Source organism: Exiguobacterium algae, from assembly GCF_018617875.1.
In the GTDB taxonomy this organism is placed as follows: domain Bacteria; phylum Bacillota; class Bacilli; order Exiguobacteriales; family Exiguobacteriaceae; genus Exiguobacterium; species Exiguobacterium algae.
The window spans coordinates 37,192-62,080 of record NZ_JACSKZ010000004.1 but is presented as its reverse complement, the minus strand read 5'-3'; the positions used below and the strand labels follow the sequence as shown (position 1 = coordinate 62,080).

Annotated in this window: 25 protein-coding genes; 9 read left to right on the top strand and 16 right to left on the bottom strand. The window is 47.9% G+C overall.

The features are described from left to right. Window positions 1-48: 48 nt before the first annotated feature. From KNP03_RS10435 to KNP03_RS10415, 5 genes are all read right to left on the bottom strand, one after another. Window positions 49-1,947, bottom strand: coding sequence for an ABC-F family ATP-binding cassette domain-containing protein (locus KNP03_RS10435; RefSeq protein ID WP_214829074.1), 1,899 nt, complete (start codon window positions 1,945-1,947; stop codon window positions 49-51). Next, on the bottom strand, window positions 1,944-2,645 hold the full coding sequence (locus KNP03_RS10430; protein ID WP_214829073.1) for a lysophospholipid acyltransferase family protein: 702 nt from the start codon (window positions 2,643-2,645) through the stop codon (window positions 1,944-1,946). Before KNP03_RS10430 ends, KNP03_RS10435 begins: the two co-directional genes overlap by 4 nt. A 78-nt stretch (window positions 2,646-2,723) precedes the next feature. Further along, window positions 2,724-2,984: a hypothetical protein gene (locus KNP03_RS10425; protein ID WP_026826759.1), complete on the bottom strand. Its 261-nt coding sequence runs from the start codon at window positions 2,982-2,984 to the stop codon at window positions 2,724-2,726. Between the two features lie 89 nt (window positions 2,985-3,073). Beyond that, a complete protein-coding gene (locus KNP03_RS10420) occupies window positions 3,074-3,316 on the bottom strand; it encodes a hypothetical protein (RefSeq protein WP_214829072.1) in 243 nt (80 codons plus the stop codon). A 134-nt stretch (window positions 3,317-3,450) separates the two neighbouring features. Next, window positions 3,451-3,600: a hypothetical protein gene (locus KNP03_RS10415; RefSeq protein ID WP_214829071.1), complete on the bottom strand. Its 150-nt coding sequence runs from the start codon at window positions 3,598-3,600 to the stop codon at window positions 3,451-3,453. Window positions 3,601-3,889: 289 nt separating this feature from the next. Between KNP03_RS10415 and KNP03_RS10410 the strand changes: the two genes are divergently transcribed. The 5 genes from KNP03_RS10410 (at window position 3,890) to map (ending at window position 8,780) form a co-directional block, all read left to right on the top strand. Beyond that, the gene (locus KNP03_RS10410) at window positions 3,890-4,741 is read left to right on the top strand and encodes a CvfB family protein (RefSeq protein WP_214829070.1); all 852 of its coding nucleotides are present in this window, start codon (window positions 3,890-3,892) and stop codon (window positions 4,739-4,741) included. A gap of 170 nt (window positions 4,742-4,911) precedes the next feature. Beyond that, on the top strand, window positions 4,912-6,438 hold the full coding sequence (cshA, locus tag KNP03_RS10405) for a degradosome RNA helicase CshA (RefSeq protein ID WP_214829068.1): 1,527 nt from the start codon (window positions 4,912-4,914) through the stop codon (window positions 6,436-6,438). Window positions 6,439-6,538: 100 nt separating this feature from the next. Further along, window positions 6,539-6,790, top strand: coding sequence for a hypothetical protein (locus KNP03_RS10400; protein WP_214829066.1), 252 nt, complete (start codon window positions 6,539-6,541; stop codon window positions 6,788-6,790). Window positions 6,791-6,829: 39 nt separating this feature from the next. After that, a complete protein-coding gene (locus KNP03_RS10395; protein WP_214829064.1) occupies window positions 6,830-8,014 on the top strand; it encodes an EAL-associated domain-containing protein in 1,185 nt (394 codons plus the stop codon). Between the two features lie 13 nt (window positions 8,015-8,027). Further along, entirely contained in the window at window positions 8,028-8,780 is a 753-nt protein-coding gene (gene map / locus KNP03_RS10390) for a type I methionyl aminopeptidase (RefSeq protein WP_420827884.1), read from the top strand. A 38-nt stretch (window positions 8,781-8,818) separates the two neighbouring features. On the opposite strand, the gene menC is transcribed toward map, so the two are convergent. From menC to KNP03_RS10360, 6 genes are read right to left on the bottom strand one after another with little or no spacing between them, the layout of a single operon-like run. Beyond that, window positions 8,819-9,889, bottom strand: a complete 1,071-nt coding sequence (gene menC, locus KNP03_RS10385) for an o-succinylbenzoate synthase (RefSeq protein WP_214829060.1) — start codon at window positions 9,887-9,889, stop codon at window positions 8,819-8,821. Beyond that, window positions 9,886-11,244 carry an o-succinylbenzoate--CoA ligase gene (menE, locus tag KNP03_RS10380; RefSeq protein WP_214829058.1) on the bottom strand — a complete coding sequence of 453 codons (1,359 nt, stop codon included), beginning with the start codon at window positions 11,242-11,244 and terminating at the stop codon, window positions 9,886-9,888. The genes menC and menE overlap by 4 nt, the downstream gene beginning before the upstream one ends. A 49-nt stretch (window positions 11,245-11,293) precedes the next feature. Next, the gene (gene menB, locus KNP03_RS10375; protein WP_214829056.1) at window positions 11,294-12,118 is read right to left on the bottom strand and encodes a 1,4-dihydroxy-2-naphthoyl-CoA synthase; all 825 of its coding nucleotides are present in this window, start codon (window positions 12,116-12,118) and stop codon (window positions 11,294-11,296) included. Further along, window positions 12,119-12,898 carry an alpha/beta fold hydrolase gene (locus KNP03_RS10370; RefSeq protein ID WP_214829054.1) on the bottom strand — a complete coding sequence of 260 codons (780 nt, stop codon included), beginning with the start codon at window positions 12,896-12,898 and terminating at the stop codon, window positions 12,119-12,121. Further along, complete coding sequence (gene menD / locus KNP03_RS10365; protein ID WP_214829052.1) at window positions 12,895-14,544, bottom strand: 2-succinyl-5-enolpyruvyl-6-hydroxy-3-cyclohexene-1-carboxylic-acid synthase; 1,650 nt, start codon at window positions 14,542-14,544, stop codon at window positions 12,895-12,897. Before menD ends, KNP03_RS10370 begins: the two co-directional genes overlap by 4 nt. Further along, the gene (locus KNP03_RS10360; protein ID WP_214829050.1) at window positions 14,537-15,925 is read right to left on the bottom strand and encodes an isochorismate synthase; all 1,389 of its coding nucleotides are present in this window, start codon (window positions 15,923-15,925) and stop codon (window positions 14,537-14,539) included. The genes menD and KNP03_RS10360 overlap by 8 nt, the downstream gene beginning before the upstream one ends. Window positions 15,926-16,093: 168 nt before the next feature. Here KNP03_RS10360 and KNP03_RS10355 point away from each other — a divergent pair, with 168 nt between their 5' ends. Together KNP03_RS10355 and KNP03_RS10350 are read left to right on the top strand one after the other, a co-directional pair. After that, on the top strand, window positions 16,094-16,993 hold the full coding sequence (locus KNP03_RS10355; protein WP_214829048.1) for a 1,4-dihydroxy-2-naphthoate polyprenyltransferase: 900 nt from the start codon (window positions 16,094-16,096) through the stop codon (window positions 16,991-16,993). A gap of 19 nt (window positions 16,994-17,012) precedes the next feature. After that, window positions 17,013-17,564: a beta-class carbonic anhydrase gene (locus KNP03_RS10350; RefSeq protein ID WP_214829046.1), complete on the top strand. Its 552-nt coding sequence runs from the start codon at window positions 17,013-17,015 to the stop codon at window positions 17,562-17,564. A 46-nt stretch (window positions 17,565-17,610) separates the two neighbouring features. Here the strand turns inward: KNP03_RS10350 and KNP03_RS10345 are convergent, their stop codons facing one another. From KNP03_RS10345 to KNP03_RS10330, 4 genes are all read right to left on the bottom strand, one after another. Continuing rightward, the gene (locus tag KNP03_RS10345; RefSeq protein ID WP_214829044.1) at window positions 17,611-18,558 is read right to left on the bottom strand and encodes a YihY/virulence factor BrkB family protein; all 948 of its coding nucleotides are present in this window, start codon (window positions 18,556-18,558) and stop codon (window positions 17,611-17,613) included. Window positions 18,559-18,626: 68 nt separating this feature from the next. Further along, window positions 18,627-19,109, bottom strand: coding sequence for an NUDIX domain-containing protein (locus KNP03_RS10340; RefSeq protein ID WP_214829042.1), 483 nt, complete (start codon window positions 19,107-19,109; stop codon window positions 18,627-18,629). A gap of 24 nt (window positions 19,110-19,133) precedes the next feature. Beyond that, on the bottom strand, window positions 19,134-20,060 hold the full coding sequence (locus tag KNP03_RS10335) for a carbohydrate kinase family protein (RefSeq protein WP_214829040.1): 927 nt from the start codon (window positions 20,058-20,060) through the stop codon (window positions 19,134-19,136). Between the two features lie 120 nt (window positions 20,061-20,180). Next, complete coding sequence (locus tag KNP03_RS10330) at window positions 20,181-22,088, bottom strand: heavy metal translocating P-type ATPase (RefSeq protein ID WP_214829038.1); 1,908 nt, start codon at window positions 22,086-22,088, stop codon at window positions 20,181-20,183. A 199-nt stretch (window positions 22,089-22,287) separates the two neighbouring features. Here KNP03_RS10330 and KNP03_RS10325 point away from each other — a divergent pair, with 199 nt between their 5' ends. Both KNP03_RS10325 and KNP03_RS10320 read left to right on the top strand, forming a co-directional pair. Beyond that, window positions 22,288-23,217, top strand: coding sequence for a DMT family transporter (locus KNP03_RS10325; RefSeq protein WP_214829036.1), 930 nt, complete (start codon window positions 22,288-22,290; stop codon window positions 23,215-23,217). A gap of 150 nt (window positions 23,218-23,367) precedes the next feature. Beyond that, entirely contained in the window at window positions 23,368-23,670 is a 303-nt protein-coding gene (locus KNP03_RS10320; RefSeq protein WP_214829034.1) for a hypothetical protein, read from the top strand. A 35-nt stretch (window positions 23,671-23,705) separates the two neighbouring features. Here the strand turns inward: KNP03_RS10320 and KNP03_RS10315 are convergent, their stop codons facing one another. Then, window positions 23,706-24,848: an MFS transporter gene (locus KNP03_RS10315; protein ID WP_214829033.1), complete on the bottom strand. Its 1,143-nt coding sequence runs from the start codon at window positions 24,846-24,848 to the stop codon at window positions 23,706-23,708. Window positions 24,849-24,889: the final 41 nt, after the last annotated feature.

The window sequence follows — 24,889 nt, the reverse complement described above, 5'->3', positions numbered from 1 at the left end:
AAATCCACCTCCTTTTTATTTTATTTGAGAGGCTTCCTCGTATTTAGGTCAGCCCTTTTTCTGTGCTTGTATTTGTTCATCGATTTCAGATAGGTACGTCCAACGTTCCATCTTCGCATCGAGTGATTCTTTCAGTTCTGCGATTGTTGCGTACAATTCATTCACTTTTCCGAGGTCGCTCCCCGCTGTCGCAAGCGTCGCTTCTTGTGCTTCAATCTGTTCTTCAAGAGCGGCGATGTCTTCTTCAATCGTGTCCCATTCCTTCTGTTCTTTGAAGGTGAATTTCACGACTTCCGACTTCACACGTTCTTTCTTTTCTTTCGGTTCTTTCTCTTTCTTCACTTGACGAACCTCTTCTTGGCGCATCGCCAAGTAGTCGCTGTATTCTGCGTGATACACCTGAATCATCCCATCCTCGAAGGCAATCAACTGCCCGGCGACACGATCTAAGAAATAGCGGTCGTGACTGACGGCGATAACAGTGCCAGGGAATGATTCTAAATAGTCCTCTAACACAGATAAGGTTTCCGTGTCCAAATCGTTCGTCGGCTCGTCGAGGAACAAGACGTTAGGCTCATCCATCAAGATGCGTAAGAGAACGAGACGGCGTTTTTCGCCGCCCGATAATTTGGCGACCGGCTTGTACTGTGCATCAGGTGTAAACAGGAACCGTTCGAGCATTTGGCCGGCTGTGATTGTTTCCCCGTCCGGAGTATGAATCACTTTCGCAATCCGCTCGATTTCGTCGATGACACGTCGTGATTCATCTTCAAATTCGACTTGTTGACCGTAATAGCCGAGATGGACCGTTTCCCCGTGCACGATTATGCCGTCTGTCGGTTCCAAACGTTTGGCGAGCAGGTTCATAAGCGTTGATTTCCCGCTCCCGTTCGGTCCGACAATGCCGTACCGTTCACGACGGCCGAAAATCCAATTGAACTGCTTAATGAGCAAGGAGTCATCGTAACCGAAGGACATGTCTTCCACCTCGATGACTTTTTTACCGAGGCGTCTAGAACCGACGGATACGTCAAGTGCTTCTTCTTCAGCCAACGATTCCTGATGTTTCAAGTCTTCGACGCGTTGAATGCGTGCCTTTTGTTTCGTTGTACGTGCTTTTGCGCCACGGCGTAACCAGGCAAGCTCACGACGCAAAATGTTTTGACGCTTTTGTTCCATTGATTGCGCCCGTGCTTTTCGTTCGGCTCGCTTTTCAAGGAACAGCTCATAGTTTCCGTTATAGAAGTAACTCGTCCCATCCGCAATCTCTAAGATATGGTTCGTGACACGATTCAAGAAATAACGGTCGTGCGTGATGAGAAGGATGGCTCCCCGGTAATCGGCCAGCATCGTCTCAAGCCAGGCGATTGTATCGGCATCGAGTTCGTTCGTTGGCTCATCTAGGAGCAGTAAGTCCGCTTCATCAAGTAACGCTGCGGCGAGAGCGACACGCTTTTGTTGTCCTCCGGATAGGGCGTTCACGTCAGCCGTCACATCAGGTAAGCCGAGACGGTTCAAAATCGACTTCAGTTTTGCTTCTGTTTCCCAAGCATCAGCGGCATCGACAGCTTGTTGGGCTTTCATGAAGCGTTCGAGTAACTGTTCACTCGTCGGGTCTGCTTCGAGCGCTTGACGGGCACGTTCGAATTGTTTCAGTGCTTGTACGGACGGAGTATCGCTCGTGAACAAAGCATCTAGAATCGTCTGTCCTTCATCGAACTGGACACTTTGCGTCAGATAACGAATCCGATAATCGTTCGGATGCTGCATCGTTCCCCGGTCTGCCGTCTCGGTACCGGCGATGATTTTCATGAATGTTGATTTTCCAGATCCGTTGACACCGATGATTCCGATGCGGTCACCCGGGTGAATCGTCATCGTCACGTCATCAAATAAGACTTTGTCGGCAAACTCTTTATGAATGCCTTCAATCATTAATAAACTCATGCGTTCTCTCCTTCAATCTGTTGACGAATGGCTGCTTCGACTGTCGCAGCGATCTCCTTATTCGGTAAGTCAGCCGGATCGATCGCGGGTAAGAAGGTGACGTCGACTGTGCCTGGCGTGATGCGGTTTTTTTCTTCTAACAACTTATAGCTGCCTTGGATGGCGACAGGGACAATTTTTGCGCCACTCGACGTGGCGAGGGTTAGACTACCCGCTTTAAACTCTTTCATCGGGCCGCCTTTAGAGCGTGTCCCTTCTGGAAAAACAATCATTGATTGACCTGACTGAATCGTGTCGACACCGGAGCGAATGGCTTTGATGGACTGGCGGCGGTCGCTGCGATCGATAAAGATGCAACCCATCATTTCCATCCAGCGTGGGATGATTGGGAACTTTTGTACTTCGATTTTAGAAATGAATGCTTTCGGTCTCTTTGTGGCAGTAATCATAATCGGGACATCGAAGTTTCCTTGGTGGTTGGCCACGTAGACGACAGGCTCATCAGGGATGTGTTCCTGACCATGTACTCGAACGTTTGCACCTGCAACCTTTAATAGAAAACGAGCCCATTTATATGCGATATCCTGAACGTACCGATAGCGCTCGGGAGTTTCGATTTTTTTCGCTTTGTTTAAAAACGGAACGGTGACGGGCAAAACGGCAAAAAATGAAAAAAACCATATAGCTGTGCGAATCATTTGTTTCTCTCCTCTCATGATGACAACAAGAAAGAGTCTTCTTCTCATAACGAGAATCCGACTCTTTACGATGAATCTTTATTCCCAAAAGCGAGAATCGCTCTCTTCTTCCTCTTCCTCGAGTTCGAACGTGATTCGTTTATTCACCGGATCAACAACAAAATAGGCGCCATCTTGCTCAATACTTTTGATCTGCATCGCTTGGTCGTTACCGATCTCAAGCGTGAGGCGAATGCGATTATCGTCATCGACCAGTAAGATCCCGTCTTCTTTTAACCAAAGTTCCATGACGGGCGAATAACGTAACAACCATTCGTTCGATAAGGGGATTTCATTCATACGTGTGTGTTCCTCCTGCGATATAAATCCATTATACGATATTGTTCTGTCTTCAATAGAATACCAAAACTGACCGGTTAAGACGAGTGTTATGTAGAGCGCTTCCGTGAAGTGGAATGCATTCGGGCGATGACGCGTTTGATCCGTTTCTGATTCCTTCTTTCAACCAACACATGGTTCATATGACTGAGCATCTGTTTGAAAGATGAAAGGGCCATGGCAATCAGCGCGGCGAATAAAAAAGTACCGACGGGTTCTGTAAAAAAGCCGGATTGAATGGAAAGGGATAATCCGATGATTGAAAGAACCGTAGTGAGAAAATAAAATAGCATAACGGACACTCCTTTTCTCAAAAAGGTTTTAACATAATACGGTAGGATGTTATGTATGCTATTCGACAAAAGAAGAAAGAACCCTGTCTTCTTTTAGGCAAATAAAAAAACGCCTTCAGCGGTCCGAAAGGCGTTTACTCTTGAGTCATCGTGACGGATGAAGATACGTTTGTATCGACACCGTTCGAGAAAATAAGACTTAACGAAGCGAGGAGTGCAAAAAAGGCAATCAATAAGCCCTTCATGAATCGTTTTGCAAACGAACGAGATTGTACATCAAACATTTATAATCCCCCAATCGATCCAAGTTGAAACCTGAGATGTTCAACGCTTCCTTTATAATAACGTTTTCAATAGCATGATACTAGGAGGAAAAAGTCCGTTCACTAAATTGTCACAAAATTTTAATAAATGAATTTTCACTTCGGCTTTTTTTAGATTCTACATATATGTCATTCTTGTTCACAATTTGTTCATATTTATGACGAATATTGAAGAGGAACATGATATGATTAGGAACGCGTGTAGGTAGGTATACTGACAGTAATAGATGGAAAAAAGGATGTGATTTTAATGGCACTACGTGCAGGTGAGGTTGTTGATTTAGTAGCAGAACGTTCAGCTGATTTTGGTGTGTTTATTGGAAATGGACGTGAGGAAGTACTTCTTCATCGGAAAGAACAGACTGAGGAGGTCGGAGTCGGACAAACCGTTCGGGTATTTTTGTACCATGACTCTGAAGGACGTCTTGCTTCAACGATGACGATTCCAAACGTGTCGTTTGATGAATATGAATGGTTTGAAGTGACGGGGGTCCGCTACAACACGGGGGTGTTTGTGAATATCGGGATTCAAAAAGATGTCCTCGTATCAATGGACGATCTTCCGGAGAATCGCTCATACTGGCCTCAAGCAGGAGACCAGCTGTGCATTCGTTTGAAATATGATCAAAAGGGCCGGTTGCTCGGTGATCCGGCACCGTATTCTTACTTGAACTTGTTGGCGCGCCCGTCAAAAGAAGAGTGGAACAATCAAGACGTTCAGGCGATTGTCGTTAATAAACGGGATGTCGGTGTGAACGTATGGGTGGAGCAGGAGTCACTAGGCTTTTTACATGAAGCGGAAATGACACGTTGGCCACGACTAGGTGAACCATTGACGGTCCGGGTGACACAAGTGAAGCAAGACGGAACGGTCCTCGTTTCGATGAAACCGCGAGCCTACGAGGCAATCGATGGAGATGCGGCGAGTATTCGTGACTATATCGAGGAACGCGGGGGGCAAATGCCATACGGTGATAAGACGGCTCCTGACGTGATCGACCGTGAGTTTGGAATGAGTAAAGCGGCGTTCAAACGGGCACTTGGGAAGTTGTTGAAGGAAAAGCAAGTTGAAAAACTCGACAACGGCTACAAATTGAAATAAGATAACTCATGTTCGGGTGACATGAAAAAGTTTGAAAATGTATTTCTTTCATTTTAGGAATAAATACGTTATAGTTAATAAAGTTGACTATGAGGAAACATTGAGAAAACGTCTGTAGATCTGTCAAACTGAACTCAGACGTTTTTTGTATGAACAAAGGAGAATATAATTTGACAAAATTCCAAGATTTACAATTAAGTGAAGCGTTAGTAAAAGGTGTACACAAAATGGGCTTCGAAGAAGCGACACCGATCCAAGCTGAGACAATTCCTGTCGCACTCACAGGAGTGGACGTATTAGGACAAGCACAAACAGGTACAGGGAAAACAGCAGCTTTCGGTATTCCGACAATTGAGCGAATCGATTCAAAGGCACGTCAAGTCCAAGCACTCGTTCTTGCACCGACACGTGAACTTGCGATTCAAGTTGCAGAAGAATTAAACAAAATCGGAGAAACAAAGCGCGTATACGCACTTCCTGTTTACGGTGGTCAGCAAATCGACCGTCAAATCCGTGGTTTGAAAAAGAACCCGCAAATCGTCGTTGCAACACCTGGACGTCTCATGGACCACATGAAACGTAAAACAATCAAACTCGATGACATTCAAACAGTCATCTTGGATGAAGCGGACGAAATGCTTAACATGGGCTTCGTTGAAGATATCGAAACAATTTTGGCTGGTCTTCCTGAAGAGCGCCAAACGCTTCTCTTCTCAGCAACGATGCCACCGCAAATCAAAAAGATTGCGGAGCGTTTCATGAAATCACCGACAATCATCAAAGTAAAAGCGAAAGAGATGACAGTCGAGAACATCAACCAACAGTTCATCGAATTACGCGAAGGTCAAAAATTCGATACGCTCTGCCGTTTGATCGACATCGACTCACCAGAACTCAGCATCATCTTCGCTCGTACGAAGAAACGTGTAGATGAAGTGACAGAAGCACTCATCAAACGCGGATACACTGCAGACGGTCTTCACGGAGACTTGACGCAATCGAAACGTGACCAAGTCATTCGTCGTTTCAAAAACGGAACAATCGATATCTTGGTAGCGACAGACGTTGCGGCACGTGGACTTGATATTTCAGGTGTTACGCACGTTTACAACTTCGATGTACCACAAGACCCAGAGAGCTACGTACACCGTATCGGTCGTACAGGTCGTGCTGGTAAAACAGGTACAGCCCTCACGTTCATCACGCCACGTGAGTTTGGACAAGTGAAGGCAATCGAACGTGTAACGAACAAGCGCATGAACCGTCGTCACGTACCGACAATCGCGGAAGTACTTGAAGGAAACCAAAAGCAAGCAGCTGAAGAGTTGATCGAACGCGTTCAAGCGGGCGACTTCAAAGCTTACACGCAACTTGCGACAGAACTCCTTGAAGAGTACGAAGCAGTTGAGATTCTCGCTGCTGCCCTTCGTGGATTGACGAAAGAGCCAGATTCAACACCAGTTGAAATCTCGTACGCTGAACCAGTTCGTGTGAAACGCCAAGGTGGCCGTGGTGGCGATCGCGGTGGATACCGTGGTCGCAACGATCGTCGTGGTGGCGGACGTGGCGGTGACCGCCGAGGTGGACGTGGCGGCGACCGCCGTGACGGTGGACGCAGCGGAGATCGCAGAGGCTCATACCGTGGTGACGACCGTCGTCGCTCAGATGACCGTGGCCCACGCCGTCCGCGTGACTAATGATGATTGAGAGCCGCATTTCCTTAAGTGGATTTGCGGTTTTTTTATTTGTGTCATGCTACACTAAATGAGTAGAGATGGAAGGATGAGGTGTCAACGGATGGTGGAATTAAGTTTCGGTCTAATCATACTGCTCGTTTGCGTCTTTGCGTTGAAGCCAATCATATCAAAGACAGACCGTCCTAACTTTCGTTATATCCCTGTGGCAACATTACTATTTGGAGCAATGATCTTTTTAGTATTAGCCATCGGGGTCGGCGGAAAGATGGGCATTGCATATGGAGTAATGAGTATTGCGTATTTTATTGCTTGTTTCGGCGCCTATATGTATGTGAACACGCGAACGAGCTGATTGTGGCTCGTTTTCGCATTTAAGGATGGGGTGATGAGAATGGATGCCGTGGAAGTGATGGTACATCCTGAGGAAGTGGAATTGACATATGAACCGATTCTTGGGGCAGCGACATTTCAAGTGGAAGGGTATATGGTGCATGGACGTTTCCGCGGTGAATCGTTGACGCCATTCTTTTTTGATGATGATGTCCCGTTAGAATATCAACTGGATATCGCCAAGCGCATGGAACGGATGGCGGCAGAACAACTTCGCGATGAGAAGCAGTTCGTTACCTTCCGTTGTCGTTCGGAATGGATTCTCGAAGAAGGCGGCGAAGCATTTTTGGCTCCATTGCGTGAGTTAAATTTCCCGCTTCATCGGATCTATGTGACGCTTCAAGGCAAGGAGCTGGTTGATGTTCAGCACTTGGCACGGGTAGTTCAATATTATCGATCTTCAGGTGTGAAAATTGCCCTCGACTTCGCTGAGTCAACGAGTATAGAAGACATCATGACCATTGCTCCAGAGCTTCTGCTCGTTGATTTAGGAACGATGGTCGAGAAGAAGACGTTGTCAGTCACCTATCCGAACATGCTTCAGACGATGGAATATATCGCCTCAAAGCTCGGGGCGCCTTTATTGTACAAGTCAATCGACCATGTTGGTCAACTCCGTTATGCATGGCAGCACGGCGGACGTTATTATATGGGCGGATTGCTTGGTCATGAAGAGGAGGTTCCGAAACATGAAATCAAAGGGATGAGCGTCTTGACGCAGGAAATTCCCTCCTTCTTTTTACACGATCAAAAGCGCGTAAATCGGTTGTATGAACTGGAGTTTGAGCTACACCGTCGAATCGGTGAGCTCGTCCAGTCTGGAAAATGGTCCCGTGACAAAAAAGATGAATGGTTATTATACATCGCATCGCGACTGGAAGATGTGTTCGTCCGTTATTATTTGACGGATGAAACGGGTTTCCAAACGAGTGCAAACATTTATCGAAACGCTGAAGAGTGGAAGGTCGATAACACGTTTCGTGGATACAATTGGAGCTTCCGACCGTACTTCATTCAGACGATGGCCGCGATGGACGTTCGTGGGCGTGGGTACTTATCTGAAGACTATCGTGATTTTAGCTCAAATGAAGTGACCCGAACCTTCAGCTATCCATTACCAGATGGCATGTTTTTATTTGCTGACGTATCGGCAGAATATTTGTATCAAAATCGACTATTAGATTGAGAGGGGTATGATGATGTTGGATTATGATTACGATGCCTTGCGCGAAATTGGTCGCATTGTCGCATTGGCTAGAGATGAAATGGCAAAAGCCGTCAAGCCGGGCATGACAACGAAGGAATTGGATGAGATCGGACAACGTGTATTAGAAGAAGAAGGGGCGTCGTCGGCGCCGATCACAATGTACGAATTTCCGGGATACACGTGTATTTCGGTAAATGAAGTCGCGGCACACGGCATTCCGGGTGAGCAAGTGATTCAAGACGGAGATATCGTCAACATTGATGTATCGGCTGTGAAGGATGGATATTATTCAGACACAGGTCGTACGGTTATTGCGGGTACGCCAAAGTCAACGAAGGATGAACGGTTGGTCGAGGTTTCGCTCACTTCGTTAGAAGCCGGGCTCAGTAAAGTGAAAGCGGGAGTGAAGGTCAATCAGATTGGTAAGGCGATTTACGCCGAGGCACGAAAAAATGGCTTTACCGTCATTCGGAACTTGGCGGGGCACGGACTTGGCCGGACGCTTCACGGTGAACCGGAAACAATCTCGAACTACTATAGTCGTGAAGAGAATCAGCTTTTAAAAGCAGGACAGGTCATCGCGGTGGAGACGTTCATCTCGACAAAAGATGAAATCGTGTATCAATCCGAGGAGGATGGCTGGACACTGTTCACACCGAACAATAGTCTTGTCTCACAATTCGAACATACCGTGATCGTGACCGAAGATGGCTTTGAAGTGTTGACCGGTTCTTTCCGACCATAAAAAGTGCTCAGTTCACTCGTTGAACTGAGCACTTTTTCTTATGAGATCAGTGAAATTGTTCGTTCACTCAGCTGTGTAACCATTGACCAGTCGGGCCGGGCGTGGTCCGGGATGTGGAGCTTTCCGTTCTCCACTTCAAGTGGCGTATCGAGCAAGTCCTGCTCAAAATAAGCACTCGTACCAGACATATCAGCAGGAAACGATGCCCCATTCAAGGAGGCGAACAGAAGGGTATGATATCGCCCGATGGCGGATTCATACATCCCACCGGCCCAGTAGGGCGTCCCGCTCTCGCGAATCGCCAGTGCTTCACTTAGTCCGCCGACGCGGGCAGGTTTTACATTCACAATTTGACCGGCACCGAGATGTTTCATCGTTTCGACATCGTAACGGGAGGAGATGGACTCATCGAGACAAATCGGTGTCTTGATGTGCTTTTGTAGTTCAGCAGACGCTACCCATTGATTGCTCGGGTACGGCTGTTCCACCATCATAAGCTGATAAGTGTCCATTTGGCGGAACCAATCGAGCGACTGTGTCCCGGCACTGCCATTTAAATCAATCATGAGCGGTGCGTTTGGAAAGAAAGTTCGAATTTCCTGTAACGCGGTCAGTAACTCGGAAGGTGCCGCTTTCAGTTTAATCCGGTTAAATCCGGCATCAAGAGCAGACTCGATTGATTTCATCGTTTGGGTGAGAAGACCGATCCCGATCGTTCGACCGCATTCCACTTGGTCGTTCGCCTGCAAGTGTTGCTTTAACGTCACGTTTGCACGAGCCGCCTCGATTTCCCACAATGCATGCTCCCACATCGATTTCGCCATAGGGTGACCAATAATGGAGGAGACAATCGTGTGAAACGAACCGGCCGAGACAGTCATCCCTTTCAATAGTTGTATGATCAATTTCGATACATCAATCGTAGAATGGACCGTTTCGGAAGTATACCATGGAGTTTCAAAAGCCACTCCTTCCCCATAACCAATTGCCCCGTCATTCGTCTCAAGACGCAAAATTACGGTGCGTCGAACGGACAGAACGGCATGTGCGGTGACAATCGGATGTTTGAATGTCAAAGGAACGATATACAAGTCGGCTCGTTTAATCATGAAAGCAGCTCCTTTAAGCGATGGCGCATTAGTTTCCCGTTCGCATTACGGGGAAGTTGTTCAACCGAATAAATCGATTTAGGGTGTTTGTATTTCGCAAGTTGTTCATGTAAGAGTTGTTGCATTTCTTCCTCGTCAAAAGAACCGACGACAAAAGCAATTGGGACCATCCCCCAAGTTGAGTCAGTCATACCGGTCACACCGGCGTCGCGTACCCCACGGCATCGTAAGAGTGCGGCTTCGATCTCAGCAGGATAGACGTTCTCTCCCCCGGAAATGATTAAATCGCTTCTGCGGTCATGTACATAGAGGTAACCGTCACGAATCGTACCGAGGTCCCCGGTTTTCCAAAATCCGTCTTCGGTCCATGCGTTGGCCTCAGACTGCTTATAGTAACCGGGTGTGACAGTAGGTCCTTTCACCTCGATCTCGCCTTGGGCATTGATGCGAAGCATTGTCGGTGGAATGGCATGTCCGCTCGAACCGATATGGGATAACGATTCATTCGGAAGAAGCGTTGCGACTTGCGAGCAGGTCTCGGTCATCCCGTACGTTTGGGCGACCGGCAAATCACGGCGTTGGGCTTCTTCTAAAAGAGGTTGCGGAACCGGACCGCCACCGACGAGTAACGTCCGCAACCCGTGCCTCGATAATCCTGCATCGAGCAAGCGTTGCAGCATAACCGAGACGAGCGAGAGCTGGGTAATACGCTCCGTCTCAATCAGGTGAATCGTCTTTTCGACATCAAACTTCGGTTCGATGAATAACGTTGAGCCATAAATGGCGCTTCGGTACACTTGGGCCAGACCACTCATATGAAATAGCGGCGTCACGACGAGCATACGGTCAGCGCGGTCATACCTAAGATACTTCTGGGCGGCAATCGCACTCGAGTAGTGATTTCCATATGTTTGTTGTACAACTTTCGCCATCCCTGTCGTCCCGGATGTGAACATGAGTGACATGACCTCATTTGTTTTCCACTCATGTTGCGGAATGAAACCTGATTCATCGCGTTCGGTCAAGAGCACTTGATGGACGGGACAATCGATTGCTTCATCGACAAGGAGGAGGTCAATCTCCGCTTTTTCGAGATGGCGGTTCACTTCGAAGGAAGTCAATCGTGTGTTCAACGGCACGAGGACCTTTCCTAACAAGTGAACAGCATGAACTGCAACGACGTAGTCCTTACTGTTCGAAGCGAATAGCCCGATATGCTTAGCTGTACTGGAGACGCGTTGAAGGTGTGCGGCGAGCTCCTGACTTTCTATGAGCAGTTCTTTCCAGGTAAGTTGTACGCCTTCAGACACAAGTGCGAGATCTGAGGCAGGATGTTTTTTCATCAATTCGTACATCAAATCAACCTCCAAAAAAAGAGTAGCGAAATCGCTACTCTTTTACGAATTAAGGGAAACGTGGGAATTGACCGAAGTCAGGGTCACGTTTTTCCTTGAACGCATCGCGTCCTTCTTTGGCTTCATCCGTCGTGTAGTAGAGAAGCGTTGCATCTCCAGCGAGTTGTTGAAGCCCGGCGAGGCCGTCTGTATCTGCGTTCATGGCTGCTTTCAAGAAGCGAAGCGCGGTTGGTGAGTGTTGCAAGATCTCTTGGCACCATTTGACTGTTTCTGCTTCGAGCTCTTCAAGTGGGACCACTGTATTGACGAGGCCCATTTCGAGTGCTTCTTGTGCGTCATATTGACGGCAAAGGTACCAGATTTCACGTGCTTTCTTGTGGCCGATGATGCGAGCCAAGTATCCTGAACCATACCCGGCGTCGAACGACCCGACTTTAGGACCTGTTTGTCCGAAACGGGCGTTGTCTGCTGCGATCGTCAAGTCACAGACGACGTGAAGGACGTGACCACCGCCGATTGCGAAACCTGCAACCATCGCGATGACCGGTTTCGGGATGACGCGGATCAAGCGTTGAAGGTCAAGGACGTTCAAACGTGGGATTTCGTCTTCGCCCACATATCCACCATGGCCACGGACTTTTTGGTCTCCGCCGGAGCAGAAGGCTTTTTCCCCTTCACCTGTCAAGATGATGACACCGACTTCTTTGTCGTCACGGGCACGAGCGAATGCGTCAATCAATTCATTGACCGTCAATGGACGGAACGCGTTACGCACTTCAGGACGGTTGATCGTGATTTTTGCAATCCCGTTCCACTTTTCATACTTGATGTCTTCATAAGTACGGACTGATGTCCAGTTAGCTACTGATTCCATTTAGTTACCCCCTAAAATCAAATTCTTTATTATTGTACCAAACTCTTGGGTGTTCTCGATATGAGGAGCATGCCCGGCATCCGAAATTTCATGGATTTGTATGTCTGGACGCTCTCGTTTCATGTCGCGAGCAATCGTTTGAAACTTGTGATCATACTCCCCGACAATCAAATCGATTCGGGGCAAACGCTTGAGATGTCCCCATAGGGAAGGCATATGCCCTGTTCCGATGGCTCGTAGGCTGTTCGCTAGTGCATCCGGACGTTGTGCGAGCCTTTCTTTCCGGAGCTCAGCCTTCATGCTTTCGGTTTGACGCCAAAGTGGCAGGTTCTCCCATCGCTCCACAAATGCTTCAAGACCTTCTTCTTCGAGCAAACGAGCGAGTTGCGCATCTTGTTGCCGTCGAAGCTTCCGTTCAAACGTGGACTGAAGTCCCGGCGTCGTGCTGATTCCGATAACATGATGGACACGCTCGTCACAGGCGGCTAGGGTCAACCCGATTCGTCCGCCGAGTGAGTAGCCGATGACAGTCCAAGGTCGATTGTCCAGATCCATTAAACGGGACAGGTCGTATATTTGTTGACTCATACAAGAACGGCGCACCGGGCAGGCGGCAGTCTCCCCGTGTTGCAACAACGAAGGAGAGACGAGACGTGACTGGAGTTTCGGAAAATGCTTGATCCATTCTGCGTTTCCGGTAAATCCATGAAGCAGAAGAATCGGATTTCCTTCCCCGCGGACAATCACTTCATACGACAGTCCTCGGATATTTGTTGTCATGACTCGTTTTCCTTCACGAGACGTGAACAAATGGACTGTGTCCATTCTCGGTGAGCCGTGACATTTCGAGTTCTTTCTGACGGAAACTCAATCAGTTGGACCCCGGCCTCGATGGCGGACTGCACGTCCTCTGGGCGTTCAATTAATTCATAAGTCAGGCCGTATGTTTCGGCAAAGCCACGCACGTTCAAGTCGAGTGGCGTACCAAACAAATCCTCAAACAGCTGCGGTTCGATTTCGGCCTGTGGCAAGAAGGAGAATATTCCGCCTCCGTTATTGTTCACGACGATGACAGAAAAGCGTCCTGGATGCGTCTTCAATAATTGAAGCGCGTTGCTGTCGTGATAAAATGCCAAGTCACCGATTAAAAGAGCGGCCTTTTCCGTCTCGTAACAGCTTCCGAGTGCGCTCGACAAGACACCATCGATCCCGTTGGCCCCGCGATTGGCGAGGATGTGGATTGGCGTGCCGGCCGATAATGCCGTATCAACATCCCGAATCGGCATACTGTTACTGACGAATAAACGGTCGATTGAGGTGGCGAGCAGATGGTGTGTCAGACCGCTTTCGCCTTGGAGGTCGTCTTTGGCCGCCTCCGTGACTTGTTCGAACCATTGTAAACGGCTCGAGTATGCCGGTTCGTTGCTTGATGTGATGAAACGAAGGTAATCACGGGCATCTCCATAGAGGACTGTAGCGAGACTCGATGGGTCACGAAACGATCCCGGTTGATCGATCACCAATTGCTTGGTTTTCGAAAGCCATTGATTCAATCGTTTAGACACAGGGGCTGCACCGAACCGGATCGAGACGTCAGGTAACCATTCATCTCGATGGTCGCTCGCTAGCCAGGTGTCGTAATTTGTCAACACCGCGTCATACTTCCGCATGCCGCTTAAAGCATCTGCAAAAATCGGGATGTGATAGGTGGCGGCGATTTGATCAATCATCTCGAGCCATGGAGTCGGCACATTGGGTCCCGCTACAAACGCTAGTGTTTTCCCGTTCACCGCCTCGATGAAATGTTCGATGTCTGTTGTAGTCGGGCGCAGATAGGGCGTCTCTAATACCGGTGCTTCGCCGGATAATGTCTGTTTTAATCGCTCTAGATCCGGAATAAGCGGTTCCCGGAACGGGATGTTCAAATGAACCGGGCCGAGTGGGACCTGCATACTCAATTGAACAAAACGGTTGACGGTCTGTTGCATGTACGGCATCGCTGCATTTTCGGGTACGGGCAGGTCGATACTGTCTTTCACATGTTCACCGTATAATCGAACTTGATTGATGGCCTGTGGCGCACCGATATTACGTAATTCGTGTGGGCGATCCGTCGTCAACACGATAAGCGGAAGTTGTGAAATAAAGGCTTCTGCAACCGCAGAATAGTAGTTAGTGGCAGCTGTTCCGCTTGTGCAAATCAATGCGACCGGACGCACTGTTTCACTTGAACGGGTAAGTCCGAGTGCGAAAAAAGCTGCCGAGCGTTCGTCGACGATAATGTGATGCCGGATATTCGGATGTACATAGGCCGCCATCGCAAGCGGGGTGGAACGCGATCCGGGACTGATCACTACGTCCCGGACCCCGGATTCGATCAGTCGGTTCATCATGGATGCCACCCAATCGGTCAATAGATTATTCATGGCTGACGCCTCCCGGTTGACTTTCAACGAGCTGTAAAGCTTGTTTAATTGGACTTAATTTGATCTCAGTCTCTTCTAACTCGAGGTGAAGTTGTGAATCTTTGACGATACCGCACCCTGCGTAGACTGAGACGAATTGCTGATTGACGAGTGCAGAACGGATGGCGACGACATACTCTCCATCTCCTTCGTTATCAATCCAACCAAACGGTGAACCATACCATCCACGATCGAAGCGTTCGATTTCCCGTAACAACCGGACCGATGTCCGTTTTGGCGAACCGCCAAGGGCTGGTGTCGGGTGTAAAGACTCAACTAGAGATAATAACGAGGTGTTCGACTCCAAAACCGCATGAATCGGTGTATGCAAGTGAAACACCGATCGGTTCGCAAGAATTTGGGGTGTCTCAAACGATTGAATGGAAGCAGCGTACGGTGAGAGTGCCTGTTTGATGTCTTTGACGACGATTTGGTGTTCCTCACGATTTTTCGGGTCTTGCAGTAACTGCTCTTTCGTAGCTTCTGCTTCAATCTCCGTGTCCGGTCGCTTCGCCGTTCCGGCAATCGCCGCGGTTTGAATGGCTGCACCGTGTTTATGAATCAAACGCTCCGGAGTTGCGCCAAAAAATCCGACATCTTTTTTAGGTTGATATAAGTATACGTAGCTCCCCTCTTGATGTTCGGCCAAATGACGTAGCGTACGGGAAAATGGAAAGTCGATATCGGAGCGTTGATAAATCTCTTCGCGCGCGATGACGATTTTTTCGACCTGTTCCTCCTCAATGTGCTGTTTCGCCTGCTGGAAACTTGATTTGAAATGGTCGACTCCATCTTTCACCTGCGTATAAGCCGGATATTGTTCTTCTGAGGAATGCAATGAACTGAACAACGCTAATTGTTCAGCCAGTTGAATCAAGTACTGTTCCACAGATTGCTTCGCGGAAACGAGCGTTGCCACCGTTAAGGTATACGTGTCATTGTGGCGACGGTATAAAAATTTAGGGACGACAAGTGAAGCTTCCCCAAAAGAGTCCCACATATTTTTTTGGGGACGGATAAATGTATCAAACGAAAAGCCTGAAAAGGCGTAGACCTTGGCGTCCACGTCCCGACGGTGCAAGCTCCAATCGTACTGGAGCCGTTGGAAACGCTCCGGTCCCGATGCGGTCAGCACTAGGGCGTCTCCACAACCGAGCATTTCAAGCGAGCGGTCCGGTGTCATGAAATAGTAGTGGGAGGAGTCTGTGTTTTGAATGATTTGAAAAGCATCAAATTCAGAAATCTCCCAAGTATATGAGGCGAGGACGGGCCGTTGCCATGCACGTGCCCGTTTGTGGGCCTGCTCGATTCGTTGTTTTATATGTGTTTGAGTATCTGGCATAAAAGAAAAGCCTCCTCAATCCGATAGAATTCTCATCCTTTAGTGTATCATGACTTCAGGACAGAACTGTCTATGAAATGCTCGAAAAAATGGTTTGATGTCTGCGCGAGAGACTGTCGTTGACAGATTTTTTCATCGAGACGTAAACTAACGGAGGGAGGGAACTGCATGAGACAAAAATCAAAAAGTGCATATTGGCGAATGATTCGACCACACACGCTTACAGCGAGCTTTATCCCTGTGTTGCTCGGGACGTTCATCGTCATCGATGAAACCGAGTTGAAGTGGGGGCTGTTTTTAGCGATGTTGGTCGCCTCAATGCTCATTCAAATTGCAACGAATTTATTTAATGAATACTATGATTATAAGCGCGGTCTTGATCATGAGGGGTCGATTGGCATCGGAGGGTCGATTGTTCGGGACGGCTTCACCCCGAAACAGGTCCTAACAATTGCCCTTGGAATGTACGGGGTGGCGGCGCTACTCGGTCTATATATCGCAGGTACAACGAGTTGGCATTTGATTTGGATTGGCGTGCTGTCGATGCTCGTCGGATACCTTTACACAGGTGGACCACTTCCGATCGCGTATACGCCGTTTGGGGAGTTGGTCGCGGGACTCTTTATGGGATATGTCATTATTGGAATCTCCGGGTACATTCAAATCGAACAGGTTACGACAGAATTGTTGCTCGTATCGTTCCCGATGGCCTTATTGATCGGAGCAATCCTGCTTGCGAATAATATTCGGGATCTAGATAATGATAAAGTAAACGGACGGAAGACGATTGCGTGCCTTGTCGGTCACCGTCGGGCTGTCCTCGTATTAGCCGGTTTCTTTATGATTGCTTTATTAGGGCTCATTGTTGCGGTCGTCCTGTACGATGTGACACCTTGGGTACTGCTAGCCTTATTGACCATCCCGATGATGATTCAGGCTGTGAAGCAATTTTGGGAGAAGGCCGAGCCGGCCGCACTCATGCCGGCGATGGCGATGACTGCGAAAGTAAATACGTTGTTCGGGGCATGGATGGTCGTCGGACTCATTGTTTCGAAATACATGATGTAAGAATAGGGGAGGGGTTTACGTGTCAGTTGTAAAAGAAATGCTTGAATTCAATAAACGCTTTGTTCAGGAAAAACAATATGAACAATTTGTATCAGACAAATTCCCGGATAAAAAAGTCGTCATCTTAACTTGTATGGATACGCGTTTGACGGAATTGTTGCCACAAGCTCTTGGGATCAAGAACGGGGATGCGAAAATCATCAAAAATGCGGGGGCAGTCCTCTCTCATCCGTTCGGGTCGGCGATGCGCTCAATCTTAGTCGCCTTATATGCACTTGGAGCGGAAGAGGTCATCGTAATCGGTCACTATGATTGCGGAATGGCTGCGATTGAACCGAACGTTGTCATTGAAGAAATGGAACGTCGTGGCATCGAGCAACAGACGCTCCAAACACTGAAAGCTTCCGGTGTGAACCTGGAACAATGGTTACACGGGTTTGACTCGGTGGAAGCGAACGTCGTTCACTCGGTTGATTTAATTAACAATCATCCTTTGTTGCCACCCGGAACAAATGTGTATGGCTTTGTGATTGATCCGAACACAGGCCGGTTAGACCCGGTTAAAGCCTGAATAAAAACGAGCGAATCCGATCAAAACGGATTCGCTCGTTTGTTTTTTATCCATACGTGTTCGTAGGGATGTCCTGATAATCATCTTCCTGATCTTTATGTTTCGCTTTCTTTTTGTTTTTCTTAAAGTCTCGTTCATATTCTTGTTCGCTCGGCGTTTTGAAGTAACGCATCCATGTAGCATTAATTTCAGAACCGATGAGGATGATCATGCCGGTCAGTTGAAGCCATAGCAACGTGACGATGATGCCTCCGAGTGAACCGTAAGTCGAGTCGTAACTGCCGAAGTTCGATACATACAGGCTGAATCCCAGAGAGACAAGTTGCCAACCGATGACTCCGAAAATCGCACCGGGTAACGTGCTTTTCCAAAAAACATGTTGTTGCGGAGAAATTTTATAGAAGATGGACAGCGTCAAAATCAAGACGAGTGTGGTCAGTGTATAGCGGAAGACGTTGATCATCACGGTGTCCGCTCCTGAAATCGGGATGTAGTTCGAGATGAACTCTATAATTTGCGAACCGAACACGTTTGAAAGAATCAGTAATAGCATGCCGACGCCGAGTAAAAGGGTGAGGCCGAGTGCCAGTCCCTTTTTCACGAAGAAGTTACGTTCATTGTCTTCCCCATACGCATGCAGGGCGGTCGTAATCAATCGATCGACTCCTTTAGACGCAGACCAAATTGCTAAAATCGCACCGAGTGAGAGGAGCCCACCTCGAGGTTCTCCAATCGCTTCGAATATTCCGGTCAGAAATTCAGAGGCCGCGGATCCGGGCGCTAAATCGTTCAGTTGATCTTGAAACGAGTCTTGTGAGATATCAAAGAATGATAGTAAGGCCAAAATAAAGATGATGCCGGGGAAGATGGACAAGAACCAAAAAAAAGCGAGGGTGGCGCCATAATCCTGTACATCGTGTTCTTTAAATCGGCGGAAAAGTTCTTTTGCGAATGAGAGCCAATTTTTCTTTTCTTTCACTTCATCCATTGCCATAGTGCAGTCCTCCTGATTCATCTTTCGTTAGAAGTCAGATTCCCTATTTCTCAAGAGGATACACATGATTAGTCCTCAGCGAGCATCAAGTCATAAAAGCGTTCTTCGTGTGAAGCAAGCTTTTCTGCTAGTGAAGGAGGACGAACCGGAAGATGCGGAAGGGCTGAACGCTTCACCCACAATGGGGTATACGAGCCATTCGTCTGTTCGGCCTGGAATTCTTCGCCGGTCCCGGTCCCGAATTCGCCGCCGGTCATCGTTGCCCAATAATAAGGATTCAGTTCATTGTTGAAGGCGACATAGGCTGCCACTCCTTCGAGTTTGACATGAACGCCCAACTCTTCAAAAGCCTCCCGTACAGCGGTTTCTTCAGTCGTATGTCCAAATTCAACACCACCGCCTGGGAACACATAATACAATACATCTTCTTTTTCTCTACGAATTAAAGCGACCTCATCCTGGTCATTCATCAGGATGATCGCGCTACGTTGCTTTGTTCTCACCAAATCAATCGTTCCTTTCCTTTCAAGTGTGACTTGAACAAAACGCATCGACTTGACGTCGATGCGTTTGTCTCAATCCCGAGTAGGTTGTTCTAATGTTTCATACATTTCTTTTGTCAATCCATTCTCATGCGAGCCGATCACTTTGCCAGCCACCCGCATGCCGAGTCGAAGCGCATCTTCGATCGGACGCTTCTTCATGAGCTCCGAAATGACAGCTGAGAAGAAGGAGTCACCGGCTCCGGTAGAGTCTGCGACTTTTACTTTTGTCGTCGGGACGTGTCCTTGCTCGTTTGTTCGTAGGTCGACGTATACCGCACCGAGTTCACTCATTGTGACAATCGTGAGTGGGGCGCCTTTCATCGCGAGTACTTCAGCGACGCGTAACGCGTCATCGACGGTAACGATTGACATATCAGACAAGATTTCAGCTTCTTCACGACTGCAAATGAAGCCGGTAAAGCCTTGAAGTAAATGACGATTCCGCTCAATGACGGACAAATGCCCACAAACACCGTAGAGGGGAAGTTTCATCTCGCGGCAAAGTTCAATCGTTTCATTCAAAACGTTGACCGACAGATCCAAGTCGATTGCGACGGCATCGCTGTCTTCGAATACCGTGTCAATCCGACGTAAAATCGCTTCTTCCATACGAGCTTCGTCCGGTTGTTTGGAAATTGAAGTTTGAAGATCACCGTTGTTGTCCATGACGGCGAGCCACATTCCCATACCGTTGTCTTCGAGCATATCGACTTGCTCGACATTGACGTTCATGCCCCGAAGTTCTTCTAGGACACCGACACCGATTTGATCGTTCGTAACCGTAGAGACGAATCGGACATCGTTTCCAAGAACACCTAAGTTTTGGGCAACGTTCCGGCCTGTTCCGCCATTAGAGAAAGTGATGTCGCCGACGTTTTTCGCATCTTTATGAAGCGGTGCGAAGGACGTTCCTTTTATATCGACAAACACCTTGCCGATGACTGCAATCGTATTCATATCTTGTACCACCTTTAGCCAATCTTTCGATCTGTTTCCGTCTGTTAGACACATTGTTTCAATTATAACGAAATCGACATATGCTTTCAATGTTCGATTGCGTCTGTTTGTCGAATTTTGTCACTTCCATGAAGAAGTGAGGAGGCGGAGACCGTTTAAGATGACGAGGATTGTTGACCCTTCGTGACCGACGACGGCGAATGGCATCACAAGCAACTCGAAGATATTCGTTGCAATCAGGACAAGAATGACTCCGAGCGCAAAAATGACGTTTTGGAGCACGATTCGATTCAACTTACGAGATTGTCGAATACCGTCGCTTAATCGAACTAAATCATTTTTCATCAATACGACATCCGCGGTTTCAAGAGCGGCATCTGTTCCTTCACCCATCGCAATCCCGACATCTGCCGTGGCGAGGGCCGGTGCGTCGTTGATCCCATCCCCGATCATGCCGATTGAACCATACTCTTCGCGCAACGACTTGATTTGCTCTACCTTTTCTTCGGGCAGGCATTCGGCGATAAAACGTGTCATGCCGGCCTCGGAAGAAATGGCGCGAGCGGTAGCCTCATTGTCGCCAGTGATCATAATTGTGGCAATGCCAAGCTTATTTAACTGCTCGATGGCCGTTTTTGCCTCGGGACGCAACGTATCCCGGAGTGCGAACGCGCCAATCGTGCGGGTTTCGTCACTAATGAAGACGAGGGTATGCCCTGCGGCTTTCAACTGCTCGACCTCTTCACGGAAAAAGTCACCGCTTCGGTCAGCAAACTTCTGTTTGCCGACGCGGTACGACACCCCGTCAATCGTCGCTTCGATCCCTGAACCGGTCACATCTTTAAAATCACGCATTTCTCCTTCATGTTTTCCGGTAAAGGCGACGAGCGCTTCAGCAAGCGGGTGGGTCGAATGTTCCTCGATCAGACTGACGACTCGATAGACGGTCGCCGTGTCCAGTTCAGGGTGAATCATCGCTTTTTGAACAATCGGTTTACCGATGGTTAACGTTCCGGTTTTGTCAAAAGCGATGGCTTTCAGACGGCCCATGTTTTCGATATGGGCACCGCCTTTGAACAAAATCCCATGTTTGGCCGATGATGCAATCGCGGCAAGAGCAGCCGGCGTGATTGCGGCAACAAGGGCGCAAGGGGAGGCGACGACGAGAAGAATCATCCCCCGATAGATGCTTGTTTCAAGAGACCACGAGGTCAAAAAAGGTCCGAAGAGAATAATCGCCGTGACTGACAGGAGTACAATCTGAACGTAACGTCCTTCATAGCGGTCAATGAATTGAGCGGACGGTGACTTTTCTTCCTGGGCCTGTTGGACCATCTGAATGATTTTTTGGAACAACGTCTCGGTTGCAAGCTTCGTGACTTCAATCGTCAAGACGCCGTTTAAATTCACGCTCGACCCGAACACCTCATCACCGACGTTGCGGTCGACAGGGACGGACTCACCGGTGATTGCCGCTTCTTCGACAGAGGCACTCCCACTAAGGATTCGACCGTCTACAGGAATCCGTTCTCCGGGACGGACATAAATCCGGTCCCCAACTTTTAAATCATCAATGTGAACGACTTCGAGTGAATCCGAAGCAGTAAGACGTGTCGCCTGTTCAGGTTGCAATTCCATTAAAGATTCGAGGGCACGTTCATTTTTATTCATTGTGTACGTTTCAAGAGCGCCTGATAGTGCGAAAATGAAGATGAGGATGGCACCTTCCATCCAGTAACCAATCGAGGCGGCACCAATCGCTGCGATAATCATGAGCAATTCGACGTTCAAGGATTTGGTCTCCCATGTATCTGTGATGCCTTCCTTCGCTTTGGCGTAGCCACCGATTAAAAACGCGATGAGGTAGAGGGAAACGTAGGTCCAAGTGGCTCCTTCTTGTGTTTCAGCGATATAAGCGAGTACAATCAATACACCGCTGATGAGTGCCATGATTAATTCGATATGCTCGAACCAGCTGGCCCGTTTGAAGACGTGGCCTTTTTCTTGCGAGACGGTTTGTGCATTCATAAAAAGTCCCTTCTTTCTAAATGAGAATGAATCTCGATTAATTGATAATGATTGATGATGATTATCATTATCCTTTCGCTCAAAACAGGTGTTTTTAGTTTTAGTCAGCTTCATCTTATTTATAATAATTATTATCTAAGTTTATTTTATCATTCCTCAAAGTGGTTCACAAACAAAAAGATTAAGGAGATATTGTGTCATGGAAAATGTGTTTCAGCGCAACTGGACAGTCATGCTTTTAGCATTGTTCAATACATTGTTATGGGGGAGTGCGTTCCCGTTCATCAAACTGAGTTATCGCGAATTAGACATTCAATCGAATGAATACGGTCAGCAACTGTTCTTTGCGGGGGAACGTTTTTTGCTTGCCGGGGTGTTGTTGCTCGGTATTAGTCATTTCGTGTTGAAACGGTCGATTCGATTGGACCGACAAAGAATTAAAGCCTACGCACATCTCGGTTCGTTTTTAACGTTCCTTCAATACCTATTCTTTTACATCGGACTGTCGATTTCTACTGGGGTTCAAGGGTCGATCATTGCCGGATCCACTTCATTTTTTCAAATGTTGCTTGCTCACTTCCGCTACGAAGACGATCGGTTGAACCGCTTAAAAGGAATCGCGTTGACGCTCGGGTTCTCTGGTATTGTGATTGCGAACTGGCCCGCCTCCGGTACAGAAATCGGATTCGGCCCCGGAGAAATCCTGCTCATCATGGCGATGATTTCGGGGGCTTTTGCAAATCTGATCGCCAAAGATTATTCCCGGTCCTATGATGTCGCCCCGATGACGGCATGGGCGATGGTGATTGGTTCGCTTGGTTTACTTGTGATCGGTCTGATCATTGAACCGTCTGGTGCATCATTACCTTATACGTTCCAGACCTCATTATTTTTATTGTATTTAGCGATGCTCTCTGCGATCGGCTTCACACTTTGGAACACGTTGATGAAGCATAATCCAGTCAGTCGAATTTCTCTCTATATGTTCTTTGTTCCCTTGTTCGGGGTGATGTTGTCAGGAATTTTACTCGGAGAGACGATTCCGTGGAATGCCATCGTCGGTTTGTTCTTTGTGGTCGCGGGTATTTATCTCTCGACCTATTTCCAAGGTCGGAAAGTAAAACGGTAATCGACTCGATGATACGCAGGAACAGGTAAGGTTGACGGAAATGAGTTGGCATGACAAAATATATTAAAAATTCTGAAATTTGGTGAATGAGAAAATCGGTCTTCGTCTGTAAAGACTTGCGTGCACACGACAAAGGAAGGAGGAAGAGAGATGACAAGAAATCGGATTGTCCGCAACATCCTCATATCGCGTCAACCGAAGGACGAGTATGTGAAGTATGTGATGAAGTGCGTAAGTCAAAGTTTGAAGAAACGCCACGGGCAAGTAGCGACACTCGCTGTCAGGCAAGGGGATGATATTCAGACGAGGTGGCATATCAATGATCGCGTGATTGAGGTCACCCTCGGCTCTGATATTTTAGCCAGTCTGGAGACAGAACCATTCGCACTGGATGATGTGTTTATTCAAGCACTTGAATTGAACGACGTGAAAATCGACAGCGTATTAGAGTGAAAAAGAGACGGTTCTGCGTGAACCGTCTCTTTTTGTTATAAGGTGATGGGTTTTGATTTCGAAGTGAGCAGGCGCGTTGCAAGAATGCCTAAAATGAGTGTGTACATGAAAAAATAAACTTCTTTCGGTAAAGATAACCAGAGGGCACCAATCATCGGACCGGTGATGGAACCGACACTGAATGAGATGCTGTACAGCATATTTCCCGTAGGTAAGAGGGAACGGGGAAGCACTTCAGTCATATGGGCAAGACCGAGCGAGTACGTCGAACCTAAACCTGCTCCTGCGAGAGCGAAGAGCACGAGAAGCCAGGCGAAATGATCGATTGCCAGATTAGCGAATGCGAAGACGAACGTTCCAAGCGTTAGTACGATTTGCAAAATTCGTTTCTTGCCGAAACGATCCGCGAGTCGGCCGAGCGGGAGCTGTACGATAATTGAGGTGACGATGAACGTCGTAATCAATGTACTCGTCTCGGTCAAACTCATCCCGTTTCGGACGGTGAAAATCGGGAAATTGGCATTTAAACTGGCTTCGAGGAATCCATATGTAAATGCGGGCAAAAGGGTGTATCCTGCACCGATGAAAATGAGACGGATTCGTCCTTTGGAGTCTGTCTTTGTGACTTCGGACTCCGGATACTCGTTTTCCACTTTAAAGACAAGGAAAAGTGAGGCGAGACAGAAGAACAAGAGAATCAAAAAAGGAAGCCAAAAATAAAGATCGACCAGCGGGGCAATCAGCGGCCCGACCGCGAAACCGAGACTGAACGACATGCCGTAATACGCCATTGCGCGTCCTAAACTTCTCTTATCGCTCGCAGACGTGACCCATACTTGAGACCCGTAATGCAAGGCTGAATCTCCAAATCCGATGATAAAGCGCATGATGGCCCAGATGAGCAGAGACGGCCAGAGTGGCAGGGCAAACGTTGCGAACGCGGTTAACACAATACCGAGCACGATCGTCGGTCGAAATCCGTATTTGCGGACGAAACGTTCGAGAAGCGGGGCGGAAACGATGACTCCTAAATAGAGCATGGTCGCGTTCAATCCATTCAACCAGGCGGGGGCGCCGTCTCGTTCAATCAATGTCGACAATAAAGGGATGAGTGCCCCTTGGATTAAGCCGGAGATGAAGACGATCAACATTAAAATCAAAAAGCGAAAACGCAGCATACTGACACCTCAATTATTCATGTTCAAAGTAAAAAGCCGAG